At 65.0% G+C, this 22,261-nt stretch carries 22 protein-coding genes and 1 tRNA gene; 16 read left to right on the forward strand and 7 right to left on the reverse strand.

The features are described from left to right. The first annotated feature begins 22 nt into the window (after positions 1–22). From G6N26_RS02745 to G6N26_RS02765, 5 genes are all read left to right on the forward strand, one after another. Positions 23–1,558 (forward strand): flavin-containing monooxygenase, encoded by a 1,536-nt coding sequence (locus G6N26_RS02745; RefSeq protein WP_046285470.1) that lies wholly within the window; start codon positions 23–25, stop codon positions 1,556–1,558. A 115-nt stretch (positions 1,559–1,673) separates the two neighbouring features. Then, positions 1,674–3,131, forward strand: a complete 1,458-nt coding sequence (locus G6N26_RS02750; protein ID WP_047037865.1) for a cytochrome P450 — start codon at positions 1,674–1,676, stop codon at positions 3,129–3,131. After that, the gene (locus G6N26_RS02755) at positions 3,128–3,781 is read left to right on the forward strand and encodes a transglutaminase-like domain-containing protein (protein ID WP_012394811.1); all 654 of its coding nucleotides are present in this window, start codon (positions 3,128–3,130) and stop codon (positions 3,779–3,781) included. The genes G6N26_RS02750 and G6N26_RS02755 overlap by 4 nt, the downstream gene beginning before the upstream one ends. A 14-nt stretch (positions 3,782–3,795) precedes the next feature. Continuing rightward, entirely contained in the window at positions 3,796–5,421 is a 1,626-nt protein-coding gene (locus G6N26_RS02760; protein ID WP_046286959.1) for a fatty acid--CoA ligase, read from the forward strand. A gap of 66 nt (positions 5,422–5,487) precedes the next feature. Continuing rightward, on the forward strand, positions 5,488–6,609 hold the full coding sequence (locus G6N26_RS02765) for an acyl-CoA dehydrogenase family protein (RefSeq protein WP_179960279.1): 1,122 nt from the start codon (positions 5,488–5,490) through the stop codon (positions 6,607–6,609). Between the two features lie 135 nt (positions 6,610–6,744). On the opposite strand, the gene G6N26_RS26040 is transcribed toward G6N26_RS02765, so the two are convergent. Further along, a complete protein-coding gene (locus G6N26_RS26040; RefSeq protein ID WP_081288816.1) occupies positions 6,745–7,224 on the reverse strand; it encodes a transposase in 480 nt (159 codons plus the stop codon). A 356-nt stretch (positions 7,225–7,580) separates the two neighbouring features. Between G6N26_RS26040 and G6N26_RS02775 the strand changes: the two genes are divergently transcribed. Beyond that, positions 7,581–8,117, forward strand: coding sequence for an HD domain-containing protein (locus tag G6N26_RS02775; protein WP_012394808.1), 537 nt, complete (start codon positions 7,581–7,583; stop codon positions 8,115–8,117). 10 nt (positions 8,118–8,127) lie between these two features. Here the strand turns inward: G6N26_RS02775 and G6N26_RS02780 are convergent, their stop codons facing one another. Both G6N26_RS02780 and G6N26_RS02785 read right to left on the reverse strand, forming a co-directional pair. Continuing rightward, complete coding sequence (locus tag G6N26_RS02780) at positions 8,128–8,595, reverse strand: NUDIX hydrolase (protein ID WP_012394807.1); 468 nt, start codon at positions 8,593–8,595, stop codon at positions 8,128–8,130. 5 nt (positions 8,596–8,600) lie between these two features. Next, positions 8,601–9,419 (reverse strand): hypothetical protein, encoded by an 819-nt coding sequence (locus G6N26_RS02785; protein ID WP_012394806.1) that lies wholly within the window; start codon positions 9,417–9,419, stop codon positions 8,601–8,603. Between the two features lie 240 nt (positions 9,420–9,659). Here G6N26_RS02785 and G6N26_RS02790 point away from each other — a divergent pair, with 240 nt between their 5' ends. The 4 genes from G6N26_RS02790 (at position 9,660) to G6N26_RS02805 (ending at position 14,886) form a co-directional block, all read left to right on the forward strand. Further along, the gene (locus G6N26_RS02790) at positions 9,660–10,004 is read left to right on the forward strand and encodes an SCO3933 family regulatory protein (RefSeq protein WP_011893911.1); all 345 of its coding nucleotides are present in this window, start codon (positions 9,660–9,662) and stop codon (positions 10,002–10,004) included. Positions 10,005–10,093: 89 nt separating this feature from the next. After that, positions 10,094–11,527, forward strand: coding sequence for an FtsK/SpoIIIE domain-containing protein (locus tag G6N26_RS02795; protein WP_046284113.1), 1,434 nt, complete (start codon positions 10,094–10,096; stop codon positions 11,525–11,527). Next, entirely contained in the window at positions 11,524–13,053 is a 1,530-nt protein-coding gene (locus G6N26_RS02800) for a replication initiator (protein WP_095562670.1), read from the forward strand. The genes G6N26_RS02795 and G6N26_RS02800 overlap by 4 nt, the downstream gene beginning before the upstream one ends. 186 nt (positions 13,054–13,239) lie before the next feature. After that, positions 13,240–14,886, forward strand: coding sequence for a recombinase family protein (locus G6N26_RS02805; RefSeq protein ID WP_012394803.1), 1,647 nt, complete (start codon positions 13,240–13,242; stop codon positions 14,884–14,886). Here G6N26_RS02805 and G6N26_RS02810 read toward each other — a convergent pair. After that, positions 14,868–14,953: transfer RNA gene (locus G6N26_RS02810), tRNA-Leu, on the reverse strand. The genes G6N26_RS02805 and G6N26_RS02810 overlap by 19 nt on opposite strands. A 112-nt stretch (positions 14,954–15,065) precedes the next feature. Between G6N26_RS02810 and G6N26_RS02815 the strand changes: the two genes are divergently transcribed. Continuing rightward, positions 15,066–16,439, forward strand: coding sequence for a M20/M25/M40 family metallo-hydrolase (locus G6N26_RS02815; protein WP_067169293.1), 1,374 nt, complete (start codon positions 15,066–15,068; stop codon positions 16,437–16,439). Positions 16,440–16,475: 36 nt separating this feature from the next. Then, on the forward strand, positions 16,476–17,006 hold the full coding sequence (locus G6N26_RS02820; protein ID WP_083018432.1) for a YbhB/YbcL family Raf kinase inhibitor-like protein: 531 nt from the start codon (positions 16,476–16,478) through the stop codon (positions 17,004–17,006). Between the two features lie 94 nt (positions 17,007–17,100). Here G6N26_RS02820 and G6N26_RS02825 read toward each other — a convergent pair whose 3' ends face one another. From G6N26_RS02825 to G6N26_RS02835, 3 genes are read right to left on the reverse strand one after another with little or no spacing between them, the layout of a single operon-like run. Beyond that, on the reverse strand, positions 17,101–18,162 hold the full coding sequence (locus tag G6N26_RS02825) for a quinone-dependent dihydroorotate dehydrogenase (RefSeq protein ID WP_163648877.1): 1,062 nt from the start codon (positions 18,160–18,162) through the stop codon (positions 17,101–17,103). Positions 18,163–18,191: 29 nt separating this feature from the next. Beyond that, positions 18,192–18,461, reverse strand: coding sequence for a DUF5703 family protein (locus tag G6N26_RS02830; RefSeq protein ID WP_067169302.1), 270 nt, complete (start codon positions 18,459–18,461; stop codon positions 18,192–18,194). Next, on the reverse strand, positions 18,458–19,504 hold the full coding sequence (locus G6N26_RS02835) for a YncE family protein (RefSeq protein WP_139799151.1): 1,047 nt from the start codon (positions 19,502–19,504) through the stop codon (positions 18,458–18,460). The genes G6N26_RS02830 and G6N26_RS02835 overlap by 4 nt, the downstream gene beginning before the upstream one ends. A gap of 110 nt (positions 19,505–19,614) precedes the next feature. On the opposite strand from G6N26_RS02835, the gene G6N26_RS02840 reads away from it, so the two are divergent. The 4 genes from G6N26_RS02840 to G6N26_RS02855 all read left to right on the forward strand — a co-directional run bounded on the left by G6N26_RS02840 (position 19,615) and on the right by G6N26_RS02855 (position 22,235). Continuing rightward, on the forward strand, positions 19,615–19,917 hold the full coding sequence (locus tag G6N26_RS02840; RefSeq protein WP_067169308.1) for a hypothetical protein: 303 nt from the start codon (positions 19,615–19,617) through the stop codon (positions 19,915–19,917). Between the two features lie 117 nt (positions 19,918–20,034). After that, positions 20,035–20,787 (forward strand): histidine phosphatase family protein, encoded by a 753-nt coding sequence (locus G6N26_RS02845; RefSeq protein ID WP_067169310.1) that lies wholly within the window; start codon positions 20,035–20,037, stop codon positions 20,785–20,787. Positions 20,788–20,848: 61 nt separating this feature from the next. Then, positions 20,849–21,436 (forward strand): DUF3090 domain-containing protein, encoded by a 588-nt coding sequence (locus tag G6N26_RS02850; RefSeq protein WP_064937468.1) that lies wholly within the window; start codon positions 20,849–20,851, stop codon positions 21,434–21,436. Then, on the forward strand, positions 21,420–22,235 hold the full coding sequence (locus tag G6N26_RS02855) for an SCO1664 family protein (protein WP_263643884.1): 816 nt from the start codon (positions 21,420–21,422) through the stop codon (positions 22,233–22,235). Before G6N26_RS02850 ends, G6N26_RS02855 begins: the two co-directional genes overlap by 17 nt. Positions 22,236–22,261: the final 26 nt, after the last annotated feature.

The following is a 22,261-nucleotide window of genomic DNA, read 5'->3' on the forward strand; positions in this document are numbered from 1 at the left end:
TCAACTGCTTCTTAGCTGTCTCATGACAGGCGGCTTTGCGAGGGATCCTCGAGGACACGATCCGTCGATAGTGATCATCGGGGCCGGCGTCGCGGGTATCGCCATGGCCCATCAGCTGAAGAGGGACGGATTCACCAACTTCACCATGGTGGAAAAGGCTGCAGACATCGGCGGCGTCTGGCGCGACAACACCTATCCAGGAGCGGCTTGCGACGTGCCGTCAGCGTTGTACTCACTCTCGGACAAGCCCAACACTCGTTGGTCGAGACGTTATGCAGAACAGCCCGAGATACTCCAATATCTTCGCCGACTCGTCCTGGCCGACGGAATGGACCTGCAGCTGCGCACGCGGACCGAAGTCGTCGAGATGACCTTCGATGAACAGGCCGGCCGTTGGCGTTTGGTGACCGAATCCAGCGAGACGATCTGGTGCGATGTCGTGATTTCGGCCGTGGGGCAGCTCTCGCGACCTCATACGCCGAATATTGCCGGCGAAGACACCTTCGAGGGGCCGCGTTTTCATTCGGCGCGTTGGGACCATTCGGTATCGCTGCGCGGCAAGGAAGTAGCCGTCATCGGGACAGGCGCAAGCGCGATACAGTTTGTGCCATGGATCGCACACGAGGCACAGCGCGTAACGCTGTATCAGCGCACGGCGCCTTGGATTTTGCCGAAGTGGGACAGCAGGTACGGACGTCTTCACCAACAGCTGATTAAGGTTCTGCCGCTGTGGCCGCGTCTTGAGCGTTTCGCGGTATGGCTGATTTTTGAAGTGCTCGCAGTGACGTTGGTCGACGCGAAGCCCTTGTCACGCATTCTCGGCGCGGTCGCCCGCTACCACCTCCATCGGCAGGTTGCCGATCCAATGCTGCGCCGGCAACTCACGCCATCAGATGCGCCGGGGTGCAAGCGGGTGTTGTTCTCGAATGATTACTACCCCGCGATTGCCAACGGTGAAGTCTCGTTGGTGACCAACGCGGTTGCGAAGCTTTGCGACAAGGGAGTCGTGACCGACGATGGCGTACTCCACCACGCGGACGTCGTCATTTACGGAACAGGTTTCCGCGCTACCGACTTCCTCGCCCCGATGCGTGTTCGCGGCTGGGGCGGAGTGACTCTGGACGAGGTGTGGGGGACGCAGGCGCACGCATACCTGGGCATTACAGTCCCGATGTTCCCGAATCTCTTTCTCCTCTATGGCCCGAACACGAACGTCGGTTCCGGGTCGATCATTTACATGATCGAGTCTCAGGTCCGCTATGTCGGTGCCCTCATCAAGATTTTGGCGAGTGCCCCAGGGCGTACGGTCGACGTCAGGCCAGACATCGAGCAAAGCTACAACACACGATTGGGCCGGCGGCTGCGAAGGTCGGTGTGGGCGCTTTGCGCGAGCTGGTACACGACCTCGAGTGGCGCGATCCCGACGAACTGGCCTGGGCCTACATTTGCCTACCGGATCCTCACCCGCAAACCACGCAATCACGATTATCTATTCAGGCACGTTGAACGCCTTCAGTTAGACGGCCCGAGTGAGAACGGCGCGAGGCTGCGCAGATGATCCGGGTCGCAGGCGGTGTCTAACATTTCACTGTTCATTGTTCGAATATTGACATTCAGCACATCTATGTAAACTGTTACCAGATACCCGTGCAGCAGAGCGCCCAGGAGGCATCGTGGCTAATCAGCTTCTCGCACTCACGCGTCACCCCAAGGAGCGGTTGACGTCTGTCCTGTTGGCGCCCGCCCCCCGCGTCGTCGATGACAAATGGCGACAGTGGAGTCGGGACTGGAGAGTCCGGGAACTTGCGCTGGCCCCCGCCGGATCTGGGCTGAGAGCCGTCCTAGGGGACGCTGGACTCCCGTTGCTGGGGCACACTGTCGACTACATCCGATTTGGTTCAGAATTCAGTCGGGAGCGTTACGAACGTTTGGGCTCGGTGTCGTGGATGGGCGCATTCGGTACCAAAATGGTGGTCATCGCCGGTCCAGACGCAACGCGTGAGGCGTTCACAAGCGAAGCCAAGGCCTTTTCTCAGGATGGCTGGTCCTTCTTGATCGATGCTTTCTTCCATCGCGGGTTGATGCTCATGAGCTTCGACGAACATTTGATGCACCGGCGCATCATGCAGGAGGCGTTCACGCGTCCTCGCCTGACCGGATATGTCGGGCAGGTGGCCCCGTGCGTTCGCGCAGCCGTGCCCGCGTGGCCGACCGGTCCGTCGGTCCGGATCTACCCGTTGTTGAAGAATCTCACCCTCGATATTGCCACGGATGTCTTCATGGGTGGCCGCGGCAAGGACGAGAGCGCTGCTGTCAACGAGGCGTTCATTTCCACTGTTCGCGCGGCGAGTTCCTTTGTGCGAGTTCCACTCCCGGGCACCAGGTTCCGCGCCGGCGTGCATGGGCGGCGCGTGTTGGAGGACTACTTCTCCCGACACCTGCCGGCCGCGCGTGCAGGCGAGACCGACGATCTATTCGCCGCCCTATGCCAGGCGACCACGGAAGACGGTGAACGATTCTCCGACGAGGATGTGATCAACCACATGATCTTTCTCATGATGGCCGCCCATGATACCTCCACGATCACCACCACTGCTGTGACCTACTTCCTCGCTAAACATCCTGAGTGGCAGGAGAAGGCAGCGGCGGAGGCGCGGTCCTTCGGTGACGATTCGCCAGATATCGACGAACTGGAGCAGATGACGGTCCTCGATCTGATCCTCAAAGAAGCTCTGCGTCTGCTGGCGCCCGTTCCGCTGGTGATGCGCAAGACCGTCCGCGATGTCGCCATCGACGGCTATCACATCCCCCGTGAAACCTTGTGCGCAATCACACCCGCCGTAAATCACTTCGACCGCAGAATATGGAGCGACCCGGACCGTTTCGATCCGTCGCGCTTCGATGAGCCCCGGCGCGAGGACCAACAGCACCGATTCGCCTGGGTGCCGTTCGGCGGGGGGGCGCACAAATGCATTGGGATGCAGTTCGGCACACTCGAGGTGAAGGCAATCCTGCACCAGATGTTGCGTACCTACACTTGGACGGTCCCAAACGACTATCACGTGCGTTGGGACAACACCTCGCTGCCCATTCCCGTGGACGGACTGCCTGTGACGTTGCGGCACCGATGAGCGGTGAGAACTCGCCTTACCTGGAGCCCACGGAGTTCCTCGATTGGCAACATGAATCGGTACGCGACTTCGTTGCATCGGCGACCCGCGGCGCGGTCGACGACACCACGAAGGCCATAGCCATCTTCACTGCGGTCCGCGACTCGATTTGGTATGACCCCTACACCGTGACCGATGACCCGCATGCGTATCGCGCCAGCACCATCGCAACTGCAGACCGCGCTTACTGCGTCCCGAAGGCGGTGCTCTTGACGGCGGCCTGCCGAGCAGCAGGCATCCCAGCGCGGCTGGGGTTCGCCGATGTCCGAAACCACCTTCAGACCGAGACATTGCGTGAGCGGATGGGCGGTACCGACGTATTCGTCTACCACGGATACAGCCTCATGCATCTCTGCGGTGTCTGGGTCAAGGCAACTCCGGCGTTCAATCGCGAGCTATGCGCACGGTTCGGCGTCCCGCCAATTGATTTCGACGGGCGCACAGACGCCCTGCTGCACGGGTTCGCCGGTGACGGCACACAACACATGGAATATCTGAGGGATCGAGGCGCCTTCGACGATCTACCGCTGGCAGAGATCCTGCAAGCGCTCAGAACCCACTACGGGACGCTCATAGGCGATGCGAGTCGCCATCCAGACCTGTTCGCCTGAAGGGCCGATGCGAAATGCACAGCACGATGCAAGACGTCCAGCTCACAATCTCGGCAATTGTCCGCCATGCCGCCTCCATTCACGGAAACAGCGAGGTGATCACCCCCGACGGAACTGGATGCCGAAGTATGTCCTACCGTAGCGTCCTGGGGCGAGCGGGCCGACTTGCCAATGCGTTGCGCGGGCTGGGAATAACGGCAGATCAACGGGTGGCCACTTTTCAGTGGAGTAACCAAGAGCATCTCGAGGCCTACTGCGCGGTTCCCTCCATGGGCGCGGTGCTGCACACCCTCAACATTCGTTTGGCTCCAGAGCAACTCGCGTACATCGCCAACCATGCCAGCGATCAGATCATCCTGGTGGATGCGTCGGTTGCGCCATTGTTGGCTAGTGCGCTACCAGCGATGGAGTCGGTGCATACGGTCATCGCCACCGGGGGCGGCGACCTCGCTCCGCTGCAGCGATGCGGGAAGACGGTGTTGCGTTACGAGGAGATCCTGGCGCAGCAACCGGAGACTTTCGATTGGCCCGAGATCGATGAGCGTTCCGCCGCGGCCATGTGCTACACCAGCGGGACTACTGGAAATCCCAAAGGTGTTGTCTACAGCCACCGTTCGACCTACCTACATGCACTGACCGCCTGCACGTCGAACGCCCTGGCAGTGAGCGAGGCCGACCGTATCCTGGCCATTGTCCCGATGTTTCACGCCAATGCGTGGGGACTGATCTACGCGGCGTTGATGTCTGGTGCGGACTTGGTATTACCCGATCGCCATCTGCAGGCCGCGCCGCTGGTGTCGATCATCGAAGAGACTCAGCCGACTATCGCCGGTGCAGTGCCGACGATCTGGAACGATGTCGATCGATACCTGGAATCGAATCCCGCCCGGGATATCTCCTCACTTCGGCTGGTTGCCTGCGGGGGATCGGCAGTCCCCGTCTCGCTGATGCGGGCATTCGAAGACAAGTACAACGTGCCTATCGTGCAGGCATGGGGCATGACCGAAACCTCGCCGCTGGCTACCGTCGCACGCGCAGCGCACGGAGTAGGCGAGACCCGTGCGTGGGAGATGCGCGAAAGCCAGGGTCGGCCGATGTGCGGTGTCGAGATCCGGTTGCGTGACGACCATAAGAAGACCGTGCCGTGGGACGGTCGATCAGTGGGTGAAATACAGGCGCGGGGCCCGTGGATCACCGGCGCCTACTTCGGCGAAAATGATCCGGACAAGTTCGACGGAGGGTGGCTGCGCACCGGCGACGTCGGCCGGATCGACCCAGACGGGTATCTCACGCTGACCGATCGTGCGAAGGACGTCATCAAGTCAGGTGGAGAATGGATCTCCTCAGTCGAGCTGGAAAACACGCTGATTGGTCACCCGGCGATCTACGAGGCTGCGGTGGTGGCAGTTCCCGACGACAAATGGCAGGAAAGACCGCTCGCCCTGGTCGTGGTTCACCGTGGAGCCGAGGTCGACATCGACCGACTGCGCGCGTTTCTGTTGGACAAGGTCGCCAAGTGGTGGATCCCGGAGCGGTGGAGCTTCGTGTCTGAGATTCCCCGAACAAGCGTCGGAAAATACGACAAGAAGGCCATACGCGCGCGTCACTCCGCCGGCGAGTATCAGATCGAAACGTCCTAAGAAATCAAACCCATTGATATTGAACAGCCGAGAGGGAATCCTGTGACAGCATCAATTTCTCCCTGGATGAGCGCCGAATTGCTCGAGCTTCGTGACCTTGCCGCGAAGTTCTTCTCGACCGAATTGGCACCACATGCGCAACGTTTCGCAGACCAGCACCAAGTTGACCGAGAATTGTGGCACAAAGCCGGCGAACTAGGCCTGCTCTGCATGTCCATACCCGAAGAATACGGCGGGGGAGGCGGCACATTCGCGCACGAAGCCGTCGTACTCGAAGAGCAAGCCCGAGTCGGGGACAGCTCATGGGGCGCAGGGCTGCACAGCGGAATCGTCGCGCACTACATCCTCCAGTATGCGGCCGAAGAACTACGGAGGCAGTGGCTGCCCAAGATGGCCTCAGGCGAAATGATCGGTGCTATCGCCATGACGGAGCCAGGGACCGGTTCTGATCTGCAGAGTGTCAAGACCAAAGCAATTCTTGACGGTGACGAGTACGTGATCACCGGCGCAAAGACCTTCATCACCAACGGTCAGCAAGCCGACCTGATCATCGTCGTCGCCAAGACAGATCCAAGTCAGGGCGCCGCCGGCATCTCGCTGATCGTCGCCGAAGCCGATCGACCCGGATTCCGGCGCGGCAAGGTCCTCGACAAAATCGGCCAACGCGGACAAGACACCTCCGAGTTGTTCTTCGACGACGTAAGAGTTCCCCGCTCGCACCTCCTGGGCGAGACCGAGGGTCAGGGTTTCATTCAGCTGATGACGCAGCTACCTCAAGAGCGGCTCATCGTCGCGGTTGGGGCGGTCGCGGCGATGGAACTTGCCGTGGAGCAGACACTCAAATACACCCGTGAGCGGGAAGCGTTCGGACGGCCCGTCTTCGGCTTCCAGAACACGAAATTCATCTTGGCCGAAGCTGCAACCGAAAATCGCATCGCACGAGTATTTTTGGACTACTGCATCGACCTACACCTCGCGGGCCAACTCGACGTCCAGACCGTCGCCATGGCGAAATGGTGGACCACTGAGCGAGCGATGAAGGTGCTCGATGACTGTTTGCAGCTCCACGGCGGATATGGGTACATGACCGAGTATCCCATCTCGAGATTGTGGGTGGACCAGCGCGTGCAGAAAATCTACGCCGGCACAAATGAGGTGATGAAGGAAATCATCTCGCGTTCCCTATGACCCTGAACGATTTGCCACCTGCACATTACTCACCTGTGAGGGTGATGGCATCGACAGTGGTGCCGTATCGCCACGAAATGGGTGGACATTGCGGATCGGGTGCCCTTCGGGAGTTGATACCAGATGCTCCTATCTTCAGGCAATGAGTTCTTCAGGCAATGAGTTCGTTGGTTCTTCTGCTGGGTTGGCGGAGGGCGTGGTAGATCTCGCGGGCGATGTACGCTTGATGCAGCGCATGATCTCGTTCTTGGTTTTGCCTTCGGCCAGGCGGTGAACGAAGTAGTCGCGGGTGGGCTGGTGACGGTGCATGCGCACCACCAGGATGACGTGCAGGGCACGGTTGGCGTCGCGATTGCCTCCCCAATTGAGCCGGTGGCGGATCGTTTTGCCGCTGGAGGCTTCCAGTGGGCTGACCCCGCAGAGTTTGGCGAAAGCGGCGTCGCTGCCGATCCGAGCGGGGTTGTCGCCGAGGGCGGTCAGCAGGGTGGCAGCGGTGTCGGGCCCGACGCTGTAGCTCGGGTGCGGCGGTGGCGGTGATGGTGTCGACGTGGCGTTCGAGTCGGGCGGCTGCGGTGTCGAGCTGGTGGCAACGTGCCGCCATCGACTTGATAGCAGTAAAGAAAGTTCTCACATCGCAGGCCAGCGGCGGTCAGGCGGGCGTTGGTCGCGCCTGCTGCCCGCGCCGTCTCGATGCGGCGAGGAGCGAGGACAGTCCTGGCTTGTCGTGGTGCCAGGATGCCGTGGCCGTTGAGATGTACAGCGCTCGTCGTCGTGTGCAAGCTTGTGTGGCGGCGGACGGAGGGCGAAGCGTAGCGAGCGGCGCGGACGGGAGCGCCAGCGGACGGGAGCAGAGGGAGCGTAGCGAAGCCCGCAGGTAGCCGCCGGTTCCTCGCGGGCTATGGCGGCCCGGGCTCCGCTGAGCATCAGTTGCGGGTCTGCGCCATGGCGATGGGACTCGTAGGATGGCGGTTGTGAGCGGGATGCTGGCGCAGCGTGCACGGCGAGAGGCCGAGACGCGACTGGTGGGGCAGCTGCGGCGGTTGGCGCATGTGCGGGGTGTCGCGACGACTGCCGAGCGGCTGAGTCGGCGGTTCGATGCCCAGACAGCGGACTCTTTGGTGGCAGCGGCGTGGCTGCACGATATCGGCTACGCACCGTCGTTGCGCCGGACCGGGTTTCATCCGCTCGATGGCGCAGAGTTTGCCCGGGCGGCGGGTTTTCGGGAGCTGGTCGCCTCCCTGGTGGCGTTCCATACTGGGGCGCACGCGGAAGCTGCCGAGCGCGGCTTGTCAGGTTTAGCGGCGTTCAGCGATCCGCCCAGCGATGTTCTGGATGTGTTGACCTTTTGCGATCTGACGACCGGGCCGGACGGGGCGCCGGTATCACCGCGAGATCGATTGATCGAGGTGTTGGGCCGCTATGGACCCGAGGACCCGGTGCACCGCGCGGTCGACGCGGGGCGCGACGAACTGTTGGCGGCGGTCCGACGGGTACGCGATTGGCTGTAAACCCAGCCGGTTAGCCGAGGTAGGGGCTGTCGCGGTGTTGCAGGTAGTGCTCGATGCGCAGTCGCATCGACGGGTGCATGTCCAGATTGGGGATGTCGTCGGGATCGGTCCAGGCGATGTCGGTGCTTTCGTGATCGATGGCCAGGGTACCGCCGAGCACCTTGGTGGTGAAGGACAGAGAGAACTGTTGGCGGACTTCGCCATCGGTGAACGCGACGACATGCTGCGGGTTGGTGTAGACACCGACAAGGCCGGTGACTTCAATGTCGAGCCCGGTTTCCTCTTTGACTTCCCGGACGGCGGTGTCGGCAATCGTTTCGCCGATGTCGTGTCCGCCGCCGGGTAGCGCCCACAGGGTGTTGTCGCGGCGTTTGATCAGCAGGATACGACCCTGTTCGTCGGTGACGATGGCCGAGGCTGACGGAACGACGCTGTTGGGCAGCGGGGCGTTGGGGTCGTTGTAGTAGTCGGTTCGCATAGGGTTCAGCCTTTCGCGCTGAGCGGTCTGGCGCGATCCCAGACCTGGGTGAAAGCGTCTTCGAGGGTGGCCCAGAGCCGTGGTTCGTGGTGGCGCGACAGCACAAGCACGGGGTTGTTGCGCCCGGGTGAGCCGTAGATGTGGAAGTTGACGATCATGGCGTCGTCGACCCGGAAGATCGACGTGTAGAGCGTGGTGTCGTGGGTGCGGATATCCAGCCCCGGGGTATCGGCATGCGGGGCGAGCAACTCCACGGACGTGCGGCAGCGGGCGATGACGGCCTCGCCGATGCCTTCCTCCTTGCCGCGCAGGATCGTGGTGGCAGTGTCAGGATCCCCGACGAGAAACCGCACCGCCACACCGCGGGCGGCGGCGTCGAGCAGAATGTCGAGGAAGCCGTCGAGGGTGTCAAACAGGAACGTGGCCGCCAGGACGAGGATGTCGATGCCGGTGGTGGCGTCGCCGAAATGCTGCTGCCACGTCGTGATCGGCAGCTGGGTGCGGCTGGCATACAGCGTCGCGGTGAACGGACCACCCAGCGACGTCGTCGCCAGCGCGCTCGCGGTAGGGGCAGGATACTGGTTGGGCCACAGGTTGTGCGGTGTGCAGCCAAGCAGCTTAGCGGCGCGGCGGGCGTTGTCCTCGCGGACGTTGTAGTCGATGTTGGCCAGCCAGCGGCGCACCGTCTTGATATCCACGCCCACCGCAGTGGCGAACCTCTGTGGGGAGAGTCCCTTGGCGTGCAGCCGTTGGGTGAGGCGATCGTTGGGGATCGTGGCGGCCTCGGCGTCGCCGTCCTGATCGCCCGTCGTCTCAGCGCACATCTTTCCGTGTCATCCCTGTCCATCCTCAGCGCGTGGTTCCTAGTTTGCCATGCGACTGCCGCCGCCCCGCGGCGGTGATGCCCGTCCGATGCCCACGGGCATGTCCCTGTCGTGTCCGAAATGTCTGCGGCAGTGTCGGCAATGCCTGCCAACGTCCCTCGCTACGTCCGCGATGTCCACGTGAACTGAGCCCAGCGCCGCAACGGGGCGCAAACAGATCACGAAAGGAACAGCGGGACAATGCGTTTAAGAATCGACACATCAGGCACACGGTTCATCGTCACCCGAGCGGCCGAGCCGCGGCTGAACTTCGAGACCGGCAGCCCAAAAGTGGACACCGCCACCGGCGTGCCACTGTATGCCGCGCAGCTGTTGGCGTTGGATGACACCGGTGGTGAAGTGCTCAACGTCACCGTCGCCGGGGATCCGAAAGTGACAGTCACCCAACCTGTTTCAGTCGCGGGTCTGGTTGCTATCCCTTGGGCTCAAGGTGATCGCAGCGGCGTGGCGTTCCGTGCCGACGCCATCACCCCCACCAACCCCGCGGCTGCGCCGAGCGATCAAGCGTCCCGCGCGCAGAAATAACCCCATTTGCTGGGGCGCGGCGCTCGTGGGTGTCGCGCCCCAGCACGTGAGCTGCTATCGACCATTCACTCACCAGAGGGACGCTTGTCATGGCATCAAACTACAAAAACAGCAAGAACTCTCAATCCAACGACGACGACTGGATCACCGACCTCATCCTCTCACTGTTCAAAGCGGCCGGGTATCTGCTGTGGTGGGCGGTCCTGTTCCCGGCCATCAGCATCCCGATCATCGCCAGCGTGGCGATGGCCATTACCCATGGCTCACGCGCGGGTCTGATCATCGGTATTGCTTTCGCTGCCGCGTATGCGGGCTGGGCGTGGCTGGACCCGCGATCGTTTCACGGATGGGTCACCGAGCCGGTGCGGCGGCGCTGGTTGACCTGGTCGCGCTACACCCGCACCTGGCAATCGGTGTGCACCCTGCACGGCCTGACCGCCACACTTGGCGAACGCACCTTGGTGCCGACCTTGCAGTCGGTGCGCATCGGCAAGACGACCGACGTCCTGGCGCTGCGAGTGGTCACCGGCCACTCCCTGGCTGATTGGCACAAGCAATCCGAGGCGCTAGCCGCCGCCTGGCGTGCCGACCGGATCGCCATCCGCGCGACCGCGCCCGGAGAGCTACGCATCACCCTGATGCGCGGCGACGTGCTGGCCGACCCGATTGCCCTGCCCATGCCCACGACGGCGACTGCGGTGGATGTGGGGTCGCTGCGGGTCGGGATCACCGAAACCCGCCACTGGTGGCACCTACCTCTGCTTGGCCACCACCTGCTCGTGGCTGGCGCGACCGGCGCGGGGAAAGGTTCAGTGTTGTGGTCACTGATCGCTGGCCTCGCCCCCGCCGTGAAAACCGGACAAGTGCGGCTCTGCGTCATCGACCCGAAAGGCGGCATGGAACTGGGCGCCGGAGCACCCATGTTCACGGTGTTCACCCACGACGCCACTGGCACCACCCTGTACCTGCTGCGGCAACTAGTGGAGGTGATGCACGCCCGCGCCAATCGGTTACGGGGCAAGACGCGCATGCACACCCCGACTCCGACTGAGCCGTTATTCGTGGTGGTGATCGATGAGATCGCCGCGCTGACTGCGTATGTGACCGACCGCAAGGTGCGCAGCGAAATTGAACAGCTGTTGGGCCTGCTGCTCTCCCAAGGCCGGGCCGTCGGCATTTCGGTGGTGGCAGCGGTGCAAGATCCGGCCAAAGACACCCTGCCGATGCGGCAGCTGTTTACCGTGCGAATCGGGTTGCGGTTGACCGAAGCCACCCAAACCACCATGGTTTTGGGCCAGGGCGCCCGCGACGCGGGGGCCGACTGCGATCACATCCCCGACACCACTCCCGGTGTGGGCTACATGATGATCGATGGCACGGCCCAACCGGTGCGGGTACGGGCATTTCACGTCGCCGACCACGACATCGCCACTCTGGCAGCACGATTCCGGCCACCTCGTGCCGCGACCCGAACCAACCAGTCCAACAGCGGGCGCACCGACACCGCCCGGGGTCAACGGTGACTACTGCAACGACAGCCCCCACGCTGGTGTTGCCCGGGGTTCCCGGCTCGATCGACACCAATGCGGTGGTGGATCAGATGGTGCGCCGCGCGTCCTCGACGGGGTTCGAATCGTGGTGGCGGCGCGCGGAATCTGTTGGCTTCTGCGCCCACCCCATCCAACTCAGAGGTACCGACGAGATAGGCCGCGATCGGGTGGTGTGGACACGGTGCAACAACCGCCGCGCACAGGTATGCCCATCGTGCTCAGACCTGTACGCCCGCGACACGTGGCAGCTCGTGCACGCTGGCACCGCCGGCGGCCACCACAACATCCCCGCAGCAGTGGCCGATCGTCCGCAGGTGTTCGTCACCCTCACCGCACCTAGCTACGGGCCTGTTCACGCCGCCGCGCGTGCAGGCGACAAGAAGCAGCGTGTGTGTCGCGACCACCACCACACTGGCGGCTACCGCCGATGCCCGCATGGGAAACCACTGTGGTGCAGCACAACCCACGGCGAAGGTGATATCTATGCGGGACAGCCGATCTGCGCGGACTGCTACGACTACACCGGGCATGTCCTGTTCACATGGCACCTGCCCGAACTGTGGCGACGCTTCACCATCACCCTGCGACGCACACTGCGCCGAGAGCTACGTGCTTCGGGCGCCGACCCGGATGCGGTGCAGGTCAGCTTCATCAAAGTCGTCGAACTGCAAGCCCGGCTCATCCCGCACATTCATGCCCTGATCCGCCTCGACCCGCCCGACAGCGATGACTCTGGCGGTCATGACTGGCATGCGCCCCTTGCGGCAACCGAACTGGCCACCATCATCCAACAGGCCGTTCGAACCGTGGCCGTGACGGTCACCGACTCATCCTCAAATACAGCGACACGCTCATCCTCAAATACAGCGACACGGGTGATCAGGTTCGGCACACAAGTCGACACCCAACCCATCGACAACCGGCACGCCGGCACGGACGGCTCTGCTGTGCAGGAGGATTCACCACACGGCGGGGTTCTTCCAGGCCGCCGCGTAGCTCGCTACCTCGCGAAATACGTCACCAAATCCTTAGCTGACGTCGGGATCAGCGCGCGACGCATCTCCACCGAGGCCATCGCTGACCTCGATGTCTGCGACCACGTTCGGGCGATCCTGACCGCCATCAGCCAACTCGCCGATAAGGGACTGGCCGGTGTCGGTCGGTGGCTGCACACCCTGGGCTACCGGGGCCACATCACCAGCAAATCCCGCCGCTATTCCACCACGATGACCGCGCTGCGCGAACGTCGCGCGGCCTGGACCCGTGAACAACGTTTAAAAAGCACTGCGCACCAACATGATCTCGGCCTCGACTCCACCGATGGCGATGATCTGGTGGCATGGGAATTCGATCGTGCCGGCCCCACCAGCCTCGGCGACCGGACCCTCATCTACTCCGCGGCCGTCCAACACATCCACACCCGCCGCATCGGACTGATCGAAGTCCGTGGCCAAGCCCGCAATCAACAATGGGATCCGCCAGGGGGAAGCGATGGCTGACAGGTCCCGAGCAGCACGTGCTCGCTCCGGGTGTGACGCTCGTCCCGATGCGCCGACGGTGTCAGAGGGGGGTGTTGAAATTGTTGTGCCCAACCAATATCGACTTCCGTCCGAGGCCAACCGCGCGCTGGTACACGTGATAATGGCTGTGCGGGACCGGATGCTTGGATCAGGGAGGGGAGTGGCGTGAGCCTGAGGTTCGCCTTCTATGGCCGAGTGAGCACGGAGGACGCTCAAGACCCGGAGGCGAGCCGCAGCTGGCAGAAGCGGCGTGCCATGGACCTGATCACTCCGCACGGCGGATTCATCGCCGCCGACTACTTCGATGTGGGACAGAGCCGTTCACTGCCGTGGAAGCGCAGGCCAGAGGCGTCACGTCTGCTTGCTGATGTCGCTTGTCGGGACCGTAGCTTTGATGCCGTAGTGATTGGGGAACCCGCCCGTGCGTTCTACGGGCCGCAGTTCGCGCTCACCTTCCCTGTCCTCACGCACTACGGAGTTGGCCTGTGGGTACCCGAGGTCGGCGGAGCGGTCGATCCCGGCTCCGAGGCACACGACCTGGTGATGACTCTGTTCGGCGGCATGAGCAAGGGAGAGCGCGCTCGAATCCAGATGCGCGTCCGTACGGCGATGTCAGCACTCGCGCACGACACCGCCAGATATCTCGGTGGTCGACCACCCTACGGTTACCGGCTCGTCGATGCCGGCCCGCATCCAAACCCTGCCAAGGCCAATCTTGGGCAGCGGCTTCACCGCCTCGAACCCGACCCCGCGACATCTTCGGTCGTCGAGCGGATCTACCGCATGTACGCCGACGGAGCGGGCCTGCGCTATATCGCGCAACGGCTCACCGACGATGGTGTACCGTCACCGAGCCAGTACGACCCGGCACGGAATCGGCATCGTGACCCACGAGGATGGTCCCATTCGGCGATCCGCGCGATACTCGACAACCCGGCGTACCGCGGTATCCGTGTTTGGGGCAAGCAGGAGAAATACGAGGTTCTGGTCAACCCCGATGATGTCGCTGCGGGGTATGAGACTCGTATGCGGTGGCGTGATGAGGCCGACTGGATCGCACCAGAACGCCGCACGCATGAAGCGCTGATCCGTGACGAACTAGCGCAGGCTGTTCGTCTTCGGATGCAGGCGCGGCGGGGTCCCGGTCTTGTTTGCAGCAGAGAGTCAACAGTGCCATATGCACTGCGTGGGCTGCTGTTCTGTGCCGCATGTGGACGGCGGATGCAGGGCGCTGCCCGCGCCGGGAAGCGAACAACACGCATCCTCTACCGTTGTGAGCTCGGTAAGTCGCGTTCGGTACCCGCGGACCTGAGTGATCACCCGCGCACCGTCTACCTCCGTGAAGATGAGGTGACTGCGCGACTTGACGAATGGATCGCCACCCTGGCCGATCCGGCCGACTTGGCACGCGGGCAAGACGCGGACCCGGTAGCAGGGGCTGGCTACGCGGCCTTGCGGCGCCAGCTCAGCGAGGCGAATGCGAAGGTTGCTGCTCTGGTTACCGCCGTGGAGTCTGGTGTGGCCGTTGAGGATTTGACTGTTGCATTGCGCCGCCGCACCGCCGAGCGCGACGAGCTGAAGGTCCGTCTTGAGCAAGCGGAGCGACCTCGCGTCATGACTGCCGCACAAATCAGCGAGTTGGTTGAGGAATTGGGCGGGCTGTCAGCAGTGCTTGGTGAGGCAACCGGGGCGGAACGCGCTCAGGTATACGCAAGCCTGGGCCTGCGCCTCGACTACGACCCGCATCTTCAGCGAGTCACGGCGACTGCCGACTTAAGTCGTGTCGCCGGACGTGTCCGAGGGGGGACTTGAACCCCCACGCCCATTAGTAGGGCACTAGCACCTCAAGCTAGCGCGTCTGCCATTCCGCCACTCGGACAAGACCAAACCAGCATGGGTTGGCAGCTAAGGCTATCGGATTGCTCGCCGCGAACCCAATCCAGCTCCCCGGGACGTCGCGATGCTCGGCATCGAGCCGTCCGGCCGTGGCAATGGTAGGAAAGGGGGTTGTGACCATTCAGAGCGGGACGACCGAGGCGCCGACCAACCGCAGCGACGACGTGGTCGAGGTGGTCAGCAAGCTGATCCGGTTCGACACCACCAACACCGGTGAACCGGAGACCACCAAGGGCGAGGCCGACTGCGCCCAATGGGTCGCCGAGCAACTCGCCGAGGTCGGCTACGCCCCGCAGTATGTCGAATCCGGCGCCCCGGGCCGCGGCAACGTCTTCGTCCGCCTGCCGGGCGCCGACTCCTCGCGCGGCGGGCTGCTCATCCACGGGCACCTCGATGTGGTGCCGGCCGAGCCGACCGAGTGGAGCGTGCACCCGTTTTCCGGCGCCATCAAAGACGGCTTCGTCTGGGGCCGCGGGGCGATCGACATGAAGGACATGGTCGGCATGATGATCGTGGTGGCCCGGCAGTTGAAGCGGGCCGGCATCGTGCCCCCGCGCGACCTGGTGTTCGCGTTCATCGCCGACGAAGAGCACGGCGGCACATTCGGGGCGCAGTGGCTGGTCGACAACCGGCCGGACCTGTTCGACGGGGTCACCGAGGCGATCGGCGAGGTGGGCGGGTTCTCGCTGACCGTGCCGCGCCGCGACGGGGGCGAACGCCGGCTCTATCTGATAGAGACGGCCGAGAAGGGGCTGTCGTGGATGCGGCTCACCGCCCGCGGCCCGGCCGGCCACGGATCGATGGTGCACGACCAGAACGCCGTCACCGCCGTCGCCGAGGCCGTCGCCCGCCTGGGCCGGCACCAGTTTCCCCTGGTGCTGACCGACACGGTCGCGCAGTTCCTCGAGGCCGTCAGCGAAGAAACCGGGCTGACCTTCGACACCGACTCGGGCGACCTGCGGGGAGCGGTCGAGAAGCTGGGGCCGATGGCCCGCATGCTCAAGGCCGTGCTGCACGACACCGCCAACCCCACGATGCTCAAGGCCGGGTACAAGGCCAACGTTGTCCCCGCGATCGCCGAGGCGGTGGTGGACTGCCGGATCCTGCCCGGGCGCAAGGAGGCGTTCGAGGCCGAGATCGACGAGCTGCTCGGACCGGACGTGACCCGCGAGTGGATCAAGGACTTCTCGTCCTATGAGACCAGCTTTGACGGTGACCTGGTCGACGCGATGAACGAGGCCGTGCTGGCGCTGGACCCGGACGCCCGGACCGTGCCGTATATGCTCTCCGGTGGTACCGACGCGAAATCCTTCGCGCGCTTGGGTATTCGCTGTTTCGGTTTCAGCCCGCTGCGGTTGCCGCCGGACCTGGATTTCACCGCGCTGTTCCATGGCGTCGATGAACGGGTACCCATCGACGCGTTGCGGTTCGGCACCGATGTGCTGACCCACTTCCTGACCCACTGCTAGTTGACGAACGCACGCCGATCATTCGAGAGGACCGTTATGAGCACTGCGCCCGACCCGTACGCATCGCTGCCCCAGCTGCCGACGTTCACGTTGACCTCGCAATCGGTCACCGACGGTCAGTCGCTGGCCAAGCCCCAGGTCAGTGGGATCATGGGCGCCGGTGGTGAAGACGTCAGCCCCCAGCTGAGCTGGTCGGGATTCCCGGACGGGACCCGCAGCTTCGCCGTCACCGTCTATGACCCCGACGCGCCGACGGCCTCCGGGTTCTGGCACTGGGCGGTGGCCAACCTGCCCGCCGACGTCACCGAGCTGGCCGAGGGCGCGGGCGACGGCAGCAACCTGCCCGGCGACGCGCTGACGCTGGTCAATGACGCCGGGCTGCGCCGCTACCTGGGCGCCGCGCCGCCGGCCGGGCACGGCCCGCATCGCTACTACATCGCCGTGCACGCGGTGGACACCGACAAGCTGGATCTGCCCGAGGACGCCAGCCCGGCGTTTCTTGGGTTCAACCTGTTCCAGCACGCCATCGCCCGCGCGGTCATCCACGCCACCTACGAACAGAAGTAGGACAGGCGGCTCGCCGGCTCAGCGAGCCGCGAAAGTGCAACCTACCGACGCGTGTACTCGCGAAAACGCGTCGCCCACTGCACTCCCGCGCGGCTCAATGAGCCGCTGAGCCGACCGCGTCACTCACCGAGGTGAACCCGCGGTCGCGCAGCCGCCGCGCGATGCCGTCGTGAATCTGCTTGGCCCACAAGCCGCCTCCGTAGATGAAGCCGGTGTAGCCCTGCAGCAGCGAGGCGCCCGCGGTGATCCGCTCCCAGGCGTCGTCGGCGTTCTCGATGCCGCCCACGCTGATCAGCACCAGGCGGTCACCGACCCGGCCGTGCAGCCGGCGTAGCACCTCGACCGCGCGGCGCGCCACCGGCGGCCCGGAGATGCCGCCCGCGCCCAGCGCCTCGACGCCCGGCGTGGTCAGGCCGTCGCGCGACACCGTGGTGTTGGTGGCGACGATGCCGGCCAGGCCCAGTTCGACCGCCAGGTCGGCGATGGCGTCCACGTCGGAGTCGGAGAGGTCCGGCGCGATCTTCACCAGCACCGGCTTGGTCGTTTCGGCCAGGACGGCCGCCAGGATCGGCCGCAGCGACTCGACCGCCTGCAGGTCACGCAAACCGGGGGTGTTCGGCGAGCTGACGTTGACCACCAGGTAGGACGCCAGCGGGCCCAGCAGCCGGGCGCTGGCCCGATAGTCGTCGACGGCCTGCTCGGCCGGCGTGGCCTTCGTCTTGCCGATGTTGACCCCGATCGGCACCTCCGGGCGCTGGCGGGCGAGCCGCAGCGCCAGCGCGCCGGCGCCGAGGTTGTTGAAGCCCATCCGGTTGAGCAGGGCCCGATCTGCGGGCAGCCGGAACATGCGGGGGGCCGGGTTGCCGGGCTGCGGGTTGGCGGTAACCGTCCCGACCTCGGCATGCCCGAAACCCAGTGCGCCCCAGGTGAGTACGCCCAGACCGTCCTTGTCGAAGCCGGCCGCTAGGCCCAGCGGACCCGGGAAACGCACCCCGAATACGGTGCTGGCCAGCGCCGGATCCCTCGGGGCCAGCAGCCGGCGCAAGGCCCGGCGCGTCCACGCGGCGGACGTGAGGCCGCGCAGAAAGCCGAAAATCAGCGTGTGAATGCGCTCGGGCGGGATCACGAAAAACAGCTGTCGCAGCAGGCCGTACAGCCGGTGGCCCTCGCGTGGCCGGTCGGGTGTCACAGTTCCGGCTGGTCGGGCCGTCGCCCCTCGTAGCCGGCACCGTCCAAGCGAGACTTCTTGCGGCGCAACAACACTCGCCTGCTTCCGTCGGTGTAAAGGCGCACCCGGGTCAGCTCCCAGCCGCGGTATTCGGCCTCGATGGACAATCGGGTCGACGCGCTGACCCGGGTCACCTCCGGGGGCAGGCGCAGCGGCACCCATTCGTATTCGTCGGACATCTCGGTGTCCCAGCCCGCGGGGAGGCGGCTGTGCCGCGCCGCGGTCAACGCCTACCCGCCGCGTGGTCGACGACCTGAACTCCCGCACCGGATCCCGACACCACGTACAAGGTGTCTGACGCCTCGTCGAAGGCCAGTGAGTTGGGTTGCTGCACGGTCGGGTAACGCACCTTTTCGACGGGAATTCCGGTGGACAGGTCGTAACCAATGACGATATTGGAAACGGTCTGCGAAACCCAGGCTAACGCGCGGGAACCGGCCAGGCCGTAGGGCGCCTGGTCGACCGGGTAGGCCTGCCGCAGGATCAGCGGGTCCACGCCGTACACCAGCAGCTGGCCGCCGCGGGTGTCGGCGACCAGAACCCGGCCCAGCGCGTCGGCGGCCATGGTGGTGGCGCCCCTGCCGGCACGCAGGGCCTGCTGGACGTGGCCGTCGGCGTCGATCGTCGTCACCGACGTCTGCCCGCGGTCCAGAACCACGGTCGTATTGCCTTGTGTGGCAAGACAATCGACGCGCGCGAAGATCTTGTTGCGATCGGTGACGCTCGCGCTGCTCACCGCGTTCGGCGTCGGGGAGGTGAGGGTATAGACGGCGCCGTCGGCGCTGCCCAGCACGAGCCTGCCGTCGGCGCGTTGGGCCACCGCGGTGAATTCGGTTTGGGCCGCGTCGGTGACGCTCACCCGTGCCGTGTGGCCGCTGGACAGGTCGACCGCGAAGTAGCCGCCGCGCGCCGCGGCGTAGACGGTTCCGTGGCCGTCGTCGGTCAACGCGGTGGCCGGTCCCGGCAGGTCGACGACGCGCGGCGGGGCCTGCGGGTCATCGAAAACGGTGAGGCCGCCCGGCGCCAGGACCGCCAGGTGGCGGGTGCCGGCGTCGAACACCGCCGCGGTGGCGTGGCCGGCCAGCGGGTGTACGGCGCCGGCCGGCGGTTGCGACGCCGGCGGCGACACGGCCGCCGCCGCGGGTTCGATGGTGCGCGGCGCGCCGGCGAGCGGATTCGACGAACAACCCACCGTCGCGGCGAGCAAAACCGCAACGCCCAACAAACCGCGTTGAGCTGCCAACTTGTGGCGCCCGGGTGGTGACAGCAATTGTTTTCCCTCTTGGTGCGGCGGTGGAACACAAATTCTAAGGAACGCGGTCGCGCCCAACAGGGCCATGCTGCCCGCCTCTCGCCATACCGGCGAGGTATCGTCGGCTCATGGCCGTCACCGCTGACCGTCATATGACGCAGAAAGAGTTTGCTGTCGAAGACATGTCGACAGGTATTTTCGCTAGCGGATACGGACAAGTCGGTGATGGGCGAAGTTTTTCGTTCCATATCGAGAACGGATCCCTAGTCGTCGAGGTTTACCGGCCGCGCCTGGCCGGGCCCGTTCCGCAGGCCGACGAGGTGGTCGCCACCGCCGTCCGCGGCCTGGTCGATATCGACCTCACCGACGAGCGCAGCCTGAGCGCGGCGGTGCGCGACTCCGTGGCGCACGCGGCGCCGGTTTCGCGCTAGGCGGCCGCCCGCGTCGCGCCAGTGATGATCGCAAGCGCGGCGTAGCCGGGTGCAGCGGGTCGCCACCATCGGACCAGTCATTCGCGGACCCGCGCACCGGGTAGCGTCGTGGTCGACATGACCGTCATTCTGTTGCGACACGGCCGATCCAGTTCGAACACCGCGGGCATTCTCGCCGGTCGTTCGGAGGGCGTCGACCTCGACGACAAGGGCCGTGAGCAAGCCGCCGGCCTGATCGACCGGATCGGTGATCTGCCGATCCGGGAATTGATCACCTCGCCGCTGTTGCGCTGCCGTCGCACCCTCGAGCCGCTGGCCGACGCGCTGTGTCTCACGCCGCTCGTCGAAGACCGGCTCGCCGAAGTGGACTACGGGGATTGGACCGGCCGCAAGATCGGCGAGCTGGTGAGCGAGCCGTTGTGGAAGGTCGTGCAGGCCCACCCCAGCGCTGCGGTGTTTCCCGGCGGCGAGGGCCTGGCGCAGGTGCAGGCACGGGCGGTGGCCGCCGTCCGCGAGCACGACCGCCGGCTGGCCTCCGAGCACGGTGGCGACGCGCTGTGGGTCGCTTGCACGCACGGTGATGTCATCAAGGCGGTCATCGCCGACGCGTACGGCATCCACCTGGACGGCTTCCAGCGCGTCACCGCCGACCCAGCGTCGGTGAGTGTGATCCGGTACACCGAACTGCGCCCGTTTGTGTTGCACGTCAACCACACCGGCGCGCGGCTGTCCGCCGCGCTGCGGGCCGGGCCGACCCCGAAGGAAGAGGCAAAGGCGGAAACGGACGGGCAGTCCAACGGCGAGCCGCAGGCACCACCGGCCGCCGGGGTGCCGTCCAGCGACGCCGTGGTCGGCGGTTCGACGGATTAATTCGGCTGCCACCACTATCGGATCGCACGGCGACGGCAACAGCCGGTATTTTGGAGGTGCCATGTCCCGCGCAATTCACGTCTTCCGCACGCCCGACCGCTTCGTGGCCGGGACCGTTGGCCAGCCCGGAAATCGCACGTTCTACATCCAGGCGGTGCACGATGCCCGTGTGGTGTCCGTGATCTTGGAGAAGCAGCAGGTTGCCGTGCTGGCCGAACGCATCGGCGCGCTGTTGCTCGAGGTGAACCGCCGGTTCGGCACGCCGGTTCCGCCCGAGCCCGCCGAGGTCGAGGACCTCAAACCGCTGATCACGCCCGTGGATGCCGAGTTTCGGGTCGGGACCATGGGCCTGGGCTGGGATTCGGAGGCCCAGACCGTGGTGGTCGAGCTGCTGGCCGTCACCGATGCCGAGTTCGATGCGTCGGTGGTGCTCGACGACACCGAGGAGGGTCCCGACGCGGTGCGGGTGTTCTTGACGCCGGAGTCGGCGCGGCAGTTCGCCACCCGCTCCAACCGGGTGATCTCGGCGGGGCGCCCGCCGTGCCCGCTGTGCGACGAACCGTTGGACCCGGAGGGACATATCTGCGCACGCGCCAACGGCTATCGGCGCAACGCGCTGCTCGGGTCTGACGATGACCCCGAGGTGTGACGACCATGAGGTGTTGCGGAACGGCGAGCTGACGGTCATCGGACGGATCCGCTCGGCCAGCAACGCCACGTTTCTGTGCGAATCGACGCTCGACGAGCGCGCCGTGCATTGCGTTTACAAGCCGGTTGCCGGCGAGGCGCCGCTGTGGGACTTTCCGGACGGAACGCTGGCCGGCCGCGAGCGGGGCGCCTACCTGGTGTCGGCGCAATTGGGCTGGAACATCGTGCCCTACACCATCATTCGCCACGGGCCGGCCGGGCCGGGCATGCTGCAACAGTGGGTGCAGCAGCCCGGCGACACCGTGGACACCGATCCGCGGCCGGGCCCGGATCTGGTCGACCTGTTTCCCGCGGGCAAGGCCCAGCCCGGCTATCTGCCGGTGTTGCGCGCCCACGACTACGCCGGCGACGAGGTCGTGTTGATGCATGCCGACGACATCCGCCTGTGGCGGATGGCGGTGTTCGACGTGCTGGTCAACAACGCCGACCGCAAGGGCGGCCACGTGCTGCGCGACCTGGACGGCCACATCTTCGGGGTGGACCACGGCGTGTGCTTGCACGTGGAGAACAAGCTGCGGACCGTGCTGTGGGGATGGGCCGGCAAGCCGATCGACGGTCCCACCCTGACGGCCGTCGCCGGCCTGGCCGAGGCCCTCACCGGCTCGTTCTGCGACGAACTGGCCGAGCACATCACGTCCGCGGAGATCGCCGCGCTGCGCATGCGCGCCCAGGCGCTGCTGGACAATCCCGTGATGCCCGGACCCAACCGGCATCGCCCGATCCCGTGGCCGGCTTTCTAGGGACGGTCGCGGCGATCGGTGAAGGC

The sequence above is a fragment of the Mycobacterium marseillense genome, assembly GCF_010731675.1.
In the GTDB taxonomy this organism is placed as follows: domain Bacteria; phylum Actinomycetota; class Actinomycetes; order Mycobacteriales; family Mycobacteriaceae; genus Mycobacterium; species Mycobacterium marseillense.

Excerpts from the sequence above, each read along its gene's own strand:
- G6N26_RS02745 (WP_046285470.1), top strand. The coding sequence starts at position 23 with ATGACAGGCGGCTTTGCGAGGGATCCTCGAGGACACGATCCGTCGATA.
- G6N26_RS02755 (WP_012394811.1), top strand. The coding sequence starts at position 3,128 with ATGAGCGGTGAGAACTCGCCTTACCTGGAGCCCACGGAGTTCCTCGAT.
- G6N26_RS02760 (WP_046286959.1), top strand. The coding sequence starts at position 3,796 with ATGCACAGCACGATGCAAGACGTCCAGCTCACAATCTCGGCAATTGTC.
- G6N26_RS02765 (WP_179960279.1), top strand. The coding sequence starts at position 5,488 with ATGAGCGCCGAATTGCTCGAGCTTCGTGACCTTGCCGCGAAGTTCTTC.
- G6N26_RS02780 (WP_012394807.1), bottom strand. The coding sequence starts at position 8,595 with ATGCGAACCGACTACTACAACGACCCCAACGCCCCGCTGCCCAACAGC.
- G6N26_RS02785 (WP_012394806.1), bottom strand. The coding sequence starts at position 9,419 with ATGTGCGCTGAGACGACGGGCGATCAGGACGGCGACGCCGAGGCCGCC.
- G6N26_RS02790 (WP_011893911.1), top strand. The coding sequence starts at position 9,660 with ATGCGTTTAAGAATCGACACATCAGGCACACGGTTCATCGTCACCCGA.
- G6N26_RS02795 (WP_046284113.1), top strand. The coding sequence starts at position 10,094 with ATGGCATCAAACTACAAAAACAGCAAGAACTCTCAATCCAACGACGAC.
- G6N26_RS02815 (WP_067169293.1), top strand. The coding sequence starts at position 15,066 with ATGGTAGGAAAGGGGGTTGTGACCATTCAGAGCGGGACGACCGAGGCG.
- G6N26_RS02820 (WP_083018432.1), top strand. The coding sequence starts at position 16,476 with ATGAGCACTGCGCCCGACCCGTACGCATCGCTGCCCCAGCTGCCGACG.
- G6N26_RS02840 (WP_067169308.1), top strand. The coding sequence starts at position 19,615 with ATGGCCGTCACCGCTGACCGTCATATGACGCAGAAAGAGTTTGCTGTC.
- G6N26_RS02845 (WP_067169310.1), top strand. The coding sequence starts at position 20,035 with ATGACCGTCATTCTGTTGCGACACGGCCGATCCAGTTCGAACACCGCG.
- G6N26_RS02850 (WP_064937468.1), top strand. The coding sequence starts at position 20,849 with ATGTCCCGCGCAATTCACGTCTTCCGCACGCCCGACCGCTTCGTGGCC.
- G6N26_RS02855 (WP_263643884.1), top strand. The coding sequence starts at position 21,420 with ATGACCCCGAGGTGTGACGACCATGAGGTGTTGCGGAACGGCGAGCTG.